The organism is Paenibacillus sp. FSL H8-0122, from assembly GCF_038005345.1.
GTDB lineage: Bacteria > Bacillota > Bacilli > Paenibacillales > Paenibacillaceae > Paenibacillus_AQ.
In genome coordinates this window covers 7027261-7038404 of record NZ_JBBOTB010000001.1, presented here as the reverse complement: position 1 = coordinate 7038404, position 11144 = coordinate 7027261, and the positions used below count along the sequence as shown (strand labels likewise).

11 protein-coding genes are annotated in these 11144 nt (G+C 54.3%); 1 reads left to right on the top strand and 10 read right to left on the bottom strand.

From position 1 onward, the window contains the following. Nucleotides 1-162: 162 nt before the first annotated feature. The 7 genes from NSS64_RS30315 to NSS64_RS30285 form a co-directional block, all read right to left on the bottom strand. The gene (locus NSS64_RS30315) at nt 163-405 is read right to left on the bottom strand and encodes a hypothetical protein (RefSeq protein WP_341142540.1); all 243 of its coding nucleotides are present in this window, start codon (nt 403-405) and stop codon (nt 163-165) included. A 128-nt stretch (nt 406-533) separates the two neighbouring features. Further along, complete coding sequence (locus tag NSS64_RS30310; RefSeq protein WP_341142539.1) at nt 534-764, bottom strand: cold-shock protein; 231 nt, start codon at nt 762-764, stop codon at nt 534-536. 130 nt (nt 765-894) lie between these two features. After that, the gene (locus NSS64_RS30305; protein ID WP_036722718.1) at nt 895-1095 is read right to left on the bottom strand and encodes a cold-shock protein; all 201 of its coding nucleotides are present in this window, start codon (nt 1093-1095) and stop codon (nt 895-897) included. A 278-nt stretch (nt 1096-1373) separates the two neighbouring features. After that, entirely contained in the window at nt 1374-1652 is a 279-nt protein-coding gene (locus NSS64_RS30300) for a hypothetical protein (protein WP_076074792.1), read from the bottom strand. A gap of 69 nt (nt 1653-1721) precedes the next feature. Beyond that, nucleotides 1722-2828: an MBL fold metallo-hydrolase gene (locus tag NSS64_RS30295; RefSeq protein WP_341142538.1), complete on the bottom strand. Its 1107-nt coding sequence runs from the start codon at nt 2826-2828 to the stop codon at nt 1722-1724. Between the two features lie 72 nt (nt 2829-2900). Beyond that, nucleotides 2901-4211, bottom strand: coding sequence for a DUF3999 family protein (locus NSS64_RS30290; protein ID WP_341142537.1), 1311 nt, complete (start codon nt 4209-4211; stop codon nt 2901-2903). Then, nucleotides 4177-6747 carry a DUF2339 domain-containing protein gene (locus tag NSS64_RS30285; RefSeq protein WP_341142536.1) on the bottom strand — a complete coding sequence of 857 codons (2571 nt, stop codon included), beginning with the start codon at nt 6745-6747 and terminating at the stop codon, nt 4177-4179. Before NSS64_RS30285 ends, NSS64_RS30290 begins: the two co-directional genes overlap by 35 nt. A 184-nt stretch (nt 6748-6931) precedes the next feature. Between NSS64_RS30285 and NSS64_RS30280 the strand changes: the two genes are divergently transcribed. After that, entirely contained in the window at nt 6932-8119 is a 1188-nt protein-coding gene (locus NSS64_RS30280; protein WP_341142535.1) for a polysaccharide deacetylase family protein, read from the top strand. A 27-nt stretch (nt 8120-8146) separates the two neighbouring features. Here NSS64_RS30280 and NSS64_RS30275 read toward each other — a convergent pair whose 3' ends face one another. From NSS64_RS30275 to NSS64_RS30265, 3 genes are all read right to left on the bottom strand, one after another. Beyond that, nucleotides 8147-9721: a sensor domain-containing diguanylate cyclase gene (locus NSS64_RS30275; RefSeq protein ID WP_341142534.1), complete on the bottom strand. Its 1575-nt coding sequence runs from the start codon at nt 9719-9721 to the stop codon at nt 8147-8149. A gap of 172 nt (nt 9722-9893) precedes the next feature. Further along, complete coding sequence (locus tag NSS64_RS30270; RefSeq protein WP_036722727.1) at nt 9894-10142, bottom strand: type B 50S ribosomal protein L31; 249 nt, start codon at nt 10140-10142, stop codon at nt 9894-9896. Between the two features lie 164 nt (nt 10143-10306). Next, the gene (locus NSS64_RS30265) at nt 10307-11095 is read right to left on the bottom strand and encodes an SDR family oxidoreductase (RefSeq protein ID WP_341142533.1); all 789 of its coding nucleotides are present in this window, start codon (nt 11093-11095) and stop codon (nt 10307-10309) included. Nucleotides 11096-11144 lie beyond the last annotated feature (49 nt).

The window sequence follows — 11144 nt, the reverse complement described above, 5'->3', positions numbered from 1 at the left end:
TTTCCAACTCTATTCTCCAAACCCCGGGAGTTTTGTCAAGATAAATCATTGCCCGCAGGCGAGAGACGGACCTGAGGTCCCCGCGGATACCAGCAACAAAAAACCCTTAGCACAGTTCTCCCGCTTCGAGGAGCTGCCCTAAGGGCTAACACAGAAGACTACTTAGATGAACATTAACGGAGTGATCCATTCGAAGTGCAGGGCTGCCCACAGCAGAACCAGCAATACCGCGCCGATGCAGTAGCTCATTATTTTGCGGCGGGTCGGCTCCAGATAAATATCCAGCGGAATCAAGATCAGAATTATACCAATCGCAATGATGTTAAGCAGAGGCTTATGATAAAAAATCCCCGCTGCATTCAAGGCAACCGCAAGGAGCGTCAGAAGCAGAAAATATTTTCTCATAGCTACATCATCCCTGTATTTGCCATTATTGTCAATCCAAAAAAAATAGCCCATTGCGGGCAAGGAACGGACAGCTGTATAGGGTTACTCTCCTCTAATTCCGTATAAACCGGTCAAAGAGCGGCAGCTTAGCGGATAGTAACGCTCTTCTTAATAGCCTTCGCGTCCAAATTCTTATTAACGAGCGTAGGCAGCAGCTTCATGCTCCGGGTCATGGGCGAATTACATTGCCAGCAGGTAGGCACATGTTGGAAGGCAAAGTTGTCGCGTATCCATCCGGTACATTCTTCCTTGGTGCAGGACCAGATAGCTGTCTCTTCCTGCGGAAGATCTACCATCGCTTTTTTACGAAAATACATAAGTACCCCTCCTAATAGCTTAGTTAGTGCGTCCTACGGACTGTTATGGCAGAACGGAAGCTTGTTCTCTACTACATGGTCATAAAAAAAACTACCCTCAACTGGTGTTAAGGGCAGCTTATTTGTGGAATTACAGTTTTACAACGTTCTCAGCCTGTGGTCCACGAGCGCCTTGAGTTACGTTGAACTCAACGCGTTGGCCTTCGTCCAAAGACTTGAAGCCTTCGCCAGTGATTGCGGAGAAGTGTACGAATACGTCGCTTCCGCCTTCAACCTCGATAAAACCGAAACCTTTGTCTGCGTTGAACCATTTTACTGTACCTGTTTGCATGATATTACCTCCAAAGTTTATTTAACACATGTCCTTTTATTCCTACGTATTGTACGAACAAATAAAAATTCACACATTGGAAAAGGCTTCATACACAAATGCTAACCTTTTACAATATGTGAATTAAGGGTTAAATTTATGATTGACTTCATTGTAGCACACTATTTTCCCAAATGCAAAGGGTTACTGCCAATAATACAAAATAAATTTTAAATTTTAGAGAACCTATGCCAGGCGCACGGCTTTGGGGGATCAGCCGCGCACCACCGGCTAAGGCTTCAGTCAATATATCCGGCCAGTCCCTTGTCCATCAGGTAATCCATTTCTGCATCCAGAATGGTCTCCACCGTCAGCTCGTCCAGCTTCACATCACGCTGTGCAGTCACATAGTCGACCAGATCATCATTATCGATATCAACCTCGCCTTTGGCATTGGCCTTGGCCTTATTAATGAACGTCTGCTCATGCTTCAGCACCAGCCGGATAACGGCCGGAGCCACCTTCGTCTGTGCAGACAATACCTCCACCAGTTCCTGCTCATTCACTTCATTACTCATCTTCGTTCGTCAGCTCCTTGGTATCTATGAACCCTGATTGTACCACAAGTCCCCTTCAGGCGGGCAGCCTCATCTCCACCAGGGCAGAACCGGATATCCGGCGGCCCCTGCGGTTACAGTCTCCCCGATTCGCGGCGTGGCCAGCCGTACCCCTCTCAGCGCCGCAGCAGCCGAGATCCGTTCTGCCGGATCAGTCCAGTCATGCATCGACAGGGTGAATGCGCCCCAATGGATGGGGATCAGCAGACCTCCCTGCACATCGATGTGCGCCTCGACAGTCTGTTCAGGCAGCATATGAATGTCCGCCCAGCGCGGATCATATTGGCCGCATTCCATCAGCGTAAGATCGAAGGGTCCATGGTTACGTCCGATCTCGGCAAAATGCGGACCATACCCGCTGTCTCCGCTGAAGAAGACCTTGGTCTTCTCCCCCTCCAAAATCCAGGAGCACCACAGCGTGGTGTTGCGGTCCAGCAGACTCCGCCCGGAGAAATGCCGTGCCGGAGCGCAGGTGAAGGTAATCCCTTCATAGGTAAGTGTGTCGCCCCAGTCCTGCTCGCGGATCTTCTCTGCGGCTACCCCCCAGCGGCGCAAATGGGCGCCGACACCCAGCGGTACAATGAACAGTCCTACCTTATCCTTCAGCTGGCGGATGGTTCCATAGTCCAGATGATCATAATGATCATGGGAGAGCAGAACCGCATCCAGCTGCGGCAGAAGGGCAGCCTCCAGCGGAAGCAGCTTGCTGTAGCGGCGGCCGCCGATGAACGGAAACGGGGACGGCGCACGGCCCAGCATAGGGTCGAGGAACAGGGTCAAGCCGTCCATCTCCAGCAGCACTGCTGAATGCCCGAACCAGGTAACCCGGGTGTCGCGGCCCGCTCCAATAGAGGACGGTAACAGCGGCTGCGGCTGAAGAGGCTCAGCGGGTCTGGAGTGGGGGTTGCCCTTAATGAAGTCCTTCAGAATGGAGAGTCCGCTGCTTCCGGCCTTCTCACCGCTCAGGTCCGCAGTCTGCGGATAAGCAAATTTGCCCTTGCTGTAATGGGCGGAGCCGAGGTTACGGGCCCTCTCCTGCTCTCCCGCCCTGCGCCCGAACGCCGGATATACGGTCATGATAAGATACGCAGCGGCAACAACGGCAAGCAGAATAGAACCAATAATAATCAGGGTCATGCGGTAATCCTTCTTTCTGCGGGTTCATGTCTAGCGATTCCAGCCCATCTTATATAACAGGATCAGCCTTTCTTATTTCGCCTGGCCCAGCTTGCGGGCTACGATAAGAATAAGCAACAGCGAGACCGCAATAATAATGGCATTGAAGCCCCAGCGGCCCTGAAGCCACCAGCTTGTGCCGGGCGGCTCTGCTGCCGTCACCGGTACCAAGGCTTCTGCACCAAGAGCAGCCTGCACAAGCTTCTCCCCGCTGATCCGGTCTTTGAAATTAATAATATCATACTGAGGAGCGGTTGCCAGCGCGTTGCCATAGCGCAAGGAATACGGAGTCTTCTCCCCTCCCGCGAATACAAGCCGGTCTACCAGATATTCGATCTTAAGGTCCGTGATGGAGATGGGGGCATCGTCCAGATTGTAGATAACCACCCGCAGGGAATCAGAAGAGGCTGGAGCCACAGGCTGAATCTCCGTCCGGGAGATCAGGGTATCCTTGAAATCCAGCCGGTACAGCTCCCCGCTTCCGGTGACCGGGAGCTTGATCCCGGCACTGTCATACAGTTCATAACGCCGCAGGAAATTCCCGGCGCTGCCGAGCATCACCTTCCCAATCTTCAGCCGGTCCGTGTTGCTTATAAGGATCTCGGTCCGGTTCTCCACCTGCGTAATCTCCGCCTGCGGCGATTTCTGCCGCATGAATGCAGCCGTGCTCCACTCCTGACTGCTGTCTACCAGCGTCAGGCCGGGGAACTCCAGCCCCTCCGGGTTGTTCTTCACTACAAGCCGGTAATAGCCGAACTTGTAGCTGCGCTCCAGCGTAATGCTGTCCGCACTCAACCCGTTCGTGGCATACAGATCCCCTGTACCAAGCTTCTCCCAGGCCTGCCCGTCATAGCCGCCCCACACCTCCACATGCTTCAGGAAGGATTCTGCGGGCAATTCGAACACCAGACGGTTCCCCTGAATATCGACATGCTCGGCAAGCGGCTTAATCTGATAATCCAGCAGAGTATCCGTTCCTTTCACTGCCTTGTGGATCAGAGCCGAGGAGTAGACCGCACTATGCTCCTCCACCGTCTCTGCTCCGCTCTCCCTATAATAGGGAACCGGAGCGCCGGTGCTGTCCTGTATGCGCAGATCGCGCAAGTCCTCTGCCGCCGAGCGGTACACCGCTTCATCCAGATACAATTCATAGTACGGAGCCGCCTCGGGGACGGAGATTTCACGCGAGAACTTCCATTGCCCGCCGCCCGTCTTCTCCGCTCCGCCGGATGCTGCTGCTGCACTGTGCGCCGGGAAAGCGCCGGGCCCCAGCACGAGTCCGCCCAATACAGCGAGCAGCACAGCTGCCCTAGCTCTCCGGCCTGTCTTGCTCAGCAAGCGCATAAGCTTCCTCCATTCTGACCGATATCCGCTGGTAGAGGTAGGATATCCCCAGCAGGCAGAGTCCGAAACTGAAGTACGCGATGATCTTGCTGCCAGTGTTCAGCAGGGTCAAGTCATAGAGCAGCAGCTTGCCGGTTGCCAGCAGAGACAGTGCCAGTCCGAAGCGGCGGATATACAGATATCTTTTCCAGAAGCCGTACATAATGAACAGCACGGCCAGCAGCAGATAGAGCAGACTGAAGGCCAGCCCGCCGTCACGCACCTGCATCTGCACCCCCAGGAACGCCGTAATCATCACCAGCAGATAGATACCCATAGCTACCGGGTACAGCTCTATATTCTTGTAATCGCGCAGCAGCGTCGTCCGCAGCAGCCTGGCACTGCTGAACCACACGAACACATTGAACAGGATCAGCAGACCCAGCACCACAATATCTGCAGCTGTGCTGCGGGACCAGCCTTCCGGAAGACTGGGCAGACCCAGTGTGATGCCAATACAGACTGCATAGGCGATCCCGTGCAACACCAGGACCATGATGCCGACCACCCTGTCATACAGAACGCTCACCTTCGGCAGCGCATAAGCGAGTCCAGAGGTTAAGAGACCCGCCAGCAGCAGCTTGTAAAAGGCATTGTGCGCCATATCCTCCGGCACCATCCGGTCGTACAGGCGTAATGCTTCATACACCACATACCCGTAGAAGTTGACGATAGCCGCATATTTGAACCAGACGGTAGCCTGCACCTCCGCAGGCGTGCTGCGGAGCAGCGTCTCCTGATTCGAATAACGGATGGCATACATTAAGGCTACAATGATCATTCCCGCCGTAATAAATGTATATTTCAGATCGAAATAAGAGTTCGTGTAGTAGATGACCGCATTATAATCCGAGAGCTGCAGCAGAACGTCGAATCCGAAGAAGGTCAGCAGACAGAGGGAAAGGATACCCCAGCCTGCGCGTTCTGCCATTTTGAAGCGGTACAGATGTCCGTAGACTGTAAGCGCCACGCCTTCCACCAGCCAGCCAATCGACCACCAGGCCGCTCCCAGCTGGAACGGAATCATCAGAATGGCGAAGGTCAGTGAGGTAACATAGAACAGCAGACGGCTCTCGCGTTCCTGCGGCATCTGCTTCTCCAGCACCACGCCAAGCCCCAGATACATCAGGCAGAAGGCCAGCGCCAGCGCGCCTTTGAATTCATCCAGACCGGCATTCAGGAACAGAAGATACAGCGTTATGCAGCTAACGAGCGTGTTACAGCCCAGCAGGCCGAAGTCCAGCCAGTTCAGCTTCGTCTTGAATTTGAACGGATACCAGAGTGTAATCCCCAGATACATGGCGAAGGTTAGCACAGCGCAGAGAATGCCCGCAGCATAGCTATCCGCCAGATAAATCAGCAGCAGGATAGACGGCGTATTGAACAGGAAGCTGATGTAATTGACAACCACCCAGCGCTTGCGCAGAGAGATCAGCAGAATCAGCAGGTTCAGCACGAACAGATATCCCATAGCCGCGTACACCGCACTCCCCTCCAGCCCGAAGGCTCCAATATAAGAGAAGAGCGGCAGATAGCCCCCTACAAGCCCCATGGAACAGATCGTCCGTGACTCATAGCGCAGCGACAGCAGCACAGCGGACAGCGTGACCAGCACCGACAGGCCGATCCCGGCCCATAACCCGATAATCTCCAGCAGAAAATAACTGTAAAATATCGAGCCGTACAGCACCGACACCCCGCCGCCAATCAGCCCCAGTGCGAAGGCTCCCCGCCCCTTGCGGAACAGCCACTCCCCGCCCGCCAGCATGACTGCCCCCAGCAGGAAGAAGGCGCTGCCCTTCATATAATCATTGAACCAGGTGGAGTAGGTGTATCTGAACCCGGCGCCCACAGCCAGGATTAGCAGCAGAATCCCCAGGCGGTTGATCCAGTTCAGGCCGATCTTCATTTCGATCCGGTTCTGCTTGCGGCGGCGCTGCAGGATCTCCTCATCAACCCCTTCAGCAGCCAAATCATCCAGACCGCTGTCCATCGTCCCCCTGAGCGAACGCTCTGCCTCCCGCTGCCATTGTCTGCGCAGCAGGATACTCTCATTCAGCTTCGCCTGTACCTCATCCAGAATATATGTGATCTGGGACTTCTCCTGGCCCAGCTCGCGTGCCCCGATACTGTACATCTCCTCTATTCGCCGCTTGGCGTCCTGCTCGAAGGACGTCAGCCGGTCGAGATACGCATGATCCCGGGAGGCAAAATAAGTCTGCAGCTTCTGCCGCGATACCCGCAGAATGCCCAGCTTCTCATCCAGAATCTGCTCCGCCAGCGCAGTCCGCAGCTCCGAGTTATCGCGCTCAAGCCTCGCAGCCTGAGCCTTCAGCTCCGCCAGGCTCTGCCTGTTTGCCCCATTTTCCGTTCTTAACACTTCGTTCTCACGGACGAGATCACTGCTCTCGTATTCTTCAATCAAAGACTGGTATTCCTTCAAAAGCCCGTCCTGCTGCTGCTGCACAGCCCTCATCCGATCTCTGAAATCCTCCATAGCCGCCCCCCAGTATCTGCTAATCGGCAAATTGTTAATATATTGATATTACTATATTTCTAATTACCACCACAGACCTTACAAAAACCACATCGCTTAGTTAAGATCCTGTCACATTTTTGTCTTGGCAGACGTTATAGGTTTATTATTATCTTAATATTCGGGAGATGGGGAGAATCGTACATTGAAACTGAACCTGCACAAACCACAACAACGTTATATCCTCATCTTGTTACTGCTGCTGGTCTTCCTGCCTGTGCCTTTTATACATAAAGCGATGACTAAGCTGAGTATTACCGGCCTTGAGGGAGTCGAATTCAAGACAGATGCCTATGCACTGACAGCGGACCATAAGCTAATGCTGGATAAAGACATCGCTGAACGGATTCTGAATGCACGTATCGGCTGGGAGAAGGAGACGCCGCTCCCCAAGGGTGTGTACTATAAGGATCATGTGGCGGTACTCATGTATCACCATCTGACGAAAGACCCGTTAATGCTCTATCCCGGCGTATTACCCGCAGCACAGTTCGATGAGCAGATGCAGCTCCTGATGCAGGAGGGCTTCCATGTCATTACGATGAAGCAGTACCGGGAATTCATGCTGGACCGCGCGCCGGTTCCCGATAATGCGGTTCTATTGACGTTCGATGACGGCTATGAGAGCTTTTACAAGCTGGCGTTTCCCATTCTGCAAAAGTACGGCTACACCGCAGTGAACTTCATCATTGTCTCTGATGTAGACAACACTAGTAAGCGTCAGGTGCCCAAGCTGACCTGGGAGCAGATGCGGGAGATGAAGCGCGCCGGAATGGGCTTTTATAATCATACGTATAATCTGCATTATTACGCCGAAGTCGATGCAGAGGGCGGCACCCGACCGGCGGCGAGCTCCCTGCTGTACATTCATGATGAGAACCGGAATGAACTGAATGAAGAATACTACAGAAGAGTAACCGGGGACCTGGCTCATGCAGAGCGCAGGCTGAAAGAAGAATTGGGCAATACCGATTCGGCTATCGCTTTCCCTTACGGCTCCTATAACGACAAGCTGCTGGAAGTCTGCGATTCACTCGGCATCCGTCTGAAATTCAATATCGGGCTGGGCCTGAGCTCCAGAACCACACTGAACGCTCCACGGATCAATGAAGGGAACCGGACCCTAACCCCAGAGCTGTCCATCCAGCAGCTGAAGCAATTCGAGCCGCCGATGATTCTGACCGTGAATGGGAAGAAGGTTCTCCTTACCGGAACTCCGCCGGAGCTGCGGAACGGGAAGGTCATGGTTCCGCTGGATGCGCTATGCTCCGAGCTAGGCGTAGCGATGCATTACGACCGCAGCAGCGCGGTCCTGAAGCTGACGCGTCTTTAGCCAGAACAAGGCCGGTTGAGGCCGCGCCTACCCCTTAGCCGCCTGACGCACCATAGGCTCACGGCCTAAGGTTACCCGGTTCTTGCCGGTGGCCTTGGACAGGTAGAGGGCCTCGTCCGCCTCGCGGTACAGGTCCTCGAAGGTCACATCCGTGCGATCCGTAAAAGCAATGCCGATGCTCACCGTAAGCTGGATGTGATGCCCCCCGTCCAGCTCAACGATGTGCTCGCCCATAGCGGTGCGGAAGCTCTCTGCCTCCTTCAAGGCCGCAGCTTCGCTGCCGGCGAAGAAGCAGACGGCGAACTCTTCGCCGCCTACGCGCCCGGCAATTCCTTTGTTATGATATACCCGCATAATCTTGCCAGACAAATCCACCAGTGCCTGATCACCGGCCATGTGTCCGTATGTATCATTAATTAATTTGAAATCATCGATGTCGAACAGCAGCAAGGCCATGCCCGCGCCGATCTGTGCGGAATAATTCTGCACCAGCCTCATGAAATGCCTGCGGTTGTACAGCCCGGTCAGATCATCCACCGTGGCCTGATACAGCAGCTCCCGCTCATACCGCTTCTTCTCGCTCAGATCACTGAATACCAGCAGCATTCCCGTACTCTTCGCCCGGACCTGCTCTGTGGCAATGAGCACAACCCCATAGCAGGACCCGCTCCGGCCGGGAGGCTCGATTTCGAACTGGCCTTCCCTCCGCTCCGCATAGCAGGCCGACAGCTGCCCGTGCTGCCTCAGCAGCGGCTGAATGCTAGTGCCCATCCAGGTCTCCGGCTTCTCCTCCAGCAGCTCAGAGAGCATAGCAGCAGCCGCCTCATTGATATCCATTATGTAATCGTAGCGGTCCGTCAGGACGATACCGTCCTTCATATTCTCGAAGATCTTATTCTTAGCCAGCGGATATAAGGACAGTCTGGGATCGCGGAACAAGGTGAGGTAAGCGGCCACGATGGGCGGCAGGTAGGTGAAGGCCGTGAAGCCTGTAATCGTAATCTGCAGCAGCGGAAGCAGGAACACCGCCAGGACCGGCACCAGCAGACTGAATAACAGCAGCGCATTATGGCGGAAATAATACCTGGGACCGTTCAGGAGGGAGATTGCCAGCAGATATACAGCATACAGTCCGAATAACTGATCGTACGCGATGAGAATCATGCTGAGTACCGTGGGCTTCACTACGATTCCGGTAACACCGGCTACCGTAGCCAGTCCGACCTCACTGCGCATCAGATGATGGTAAGAGTCGGTGAAGATCAGCAGCACATCCACCGCCACCGGGATACAAAAATAAATAAGCCTCTTGGACAAACCCTCAGAGGAACGGGATACATACTCTTTAATAACCGCATAGGTGAAGATCGCACTCAAAAAAAGCGGGCCCTGCTGCACATTCTTCCACCATAGCTTCGCCTCGAAGGAATCCGTTAGAATCTCTCCGGCTGTAGCCGCGAAGATCATGCTGACCAGCAGCATCAATATCCATAAATAGCATCTTCCTGGTGTATGTCGGTGCTTGTAAGAACCGATGCCCATGTAGAGACTTAGAACGCTGCCCATTACCAAGTAAAACGGATAACCCTGCATCCACGGCATGTCATATTTCTCCTATTTTTGAGATTGCTTTGCCTTATTATATCCTACTCTTTCGCACAAATGAATCATCCTGCCAAAAAATACTACCGGTACCTAAAGTACCGGACAAAACAAAAGAGGATACTCCTTCACCATCTGCATGGATGCGGGAATATCCTCTATAGCAATACCATTATTTCTTCTGAGCGAGACGTTGTTTGAACTTGTCAACGCGGCCGCCAGTTTCGGTATCTCTTTGTTTACCTGTGTAGAACGGGTGGGATGCAGAGCTGGAGTCTACACGGATTACCGGGTAAGAGTTGCCGTCTTCCCATTCCATAGTTTCACCGGATGATTTGGTGGATGAGCTAAGGAATTTGTAGCCTACGCTAGCATCGAAGAAAATAACCTGGTTGAACTTAGGGTGTATGCCTTGTTTCATTGTAGTAACCTCCTTTCCGTACGGATACAACTTATGAAGAATTATTGAAGCCATCTCTTGGTCTATTTGAAAATCCGGTTAGACAAAGGGAGATGCGTAAATCTTCCGATTTTTACACGCCATACTATCATACGTGAAATGAGCCGCTGAGTCAAGAGCCTGTCCTAGAGCGATTTCACCATTCCGCCGTCGATCAGCAGGGACTGTCCGGTTATATAAGTATTGGCAAAAGAACCGAGGAATACCGCCGCCTTGCCGAACTCCTCCGGCGTGCCGGTTCTTCCCAGCGGAATCGCCTTCAGGGCTTCCTCCTGAATCTGCGCAAGTGTGATGCCCTGCGCGTCCGCCCGCTTGCCGTCAAGCTGGAGGATCCGGTCTGTGCCGATCCGTCCGGGGGCCAGGCTGTTGATCAGGATGCCCTCCGGGGCAAGCTCTGTAGCCAGGCTCTTGTTCAGCGCGCTCACGCCTGCGCGGAACACATTCGAGAGAATCAGCCCCGCGATGGGCTGCTTGATCGAGACCGAGCTGATGCTGACGATCCGCCCTCCCCCTGTGCTGCGCATATGCGGCAGCGCCTCGCGGATCAGGCGGACCGCGCTCATCAGCGTAAGCTCGAAGCCGCCGCTCCAGTCAGCGTCGGCCATATCCCCGAAGCTGCCGCCCGGAGGCCCGCCGGCGTTCGTGACCAGCACCTCCAGGCCGCCGCCGAATTCGGCGGCCATCCGCACCGCCCGGGCAATCTCCTCCGGGCGGGTCACATCCAGCTCCGCTACGGCGACCTCCTGTCCCGTAGCCTCACGGATCGCCTGCCGCGCCGTTTCCAGCTGCGGCAGGCTCCGGCTCGCAATCGTCACCCTCGCCCCTTCACGGGCATACTCCAGGGCGGTCGCCAATCCCAGCCCCTTACTCGCTGCCGCAACGAGCACCGATTTCCCCTCAAGACCCAAATCCATCGTCCAGTCCTCCTGTCAGATTGGTTGCAGGACTTCCTGCTCCCACTCA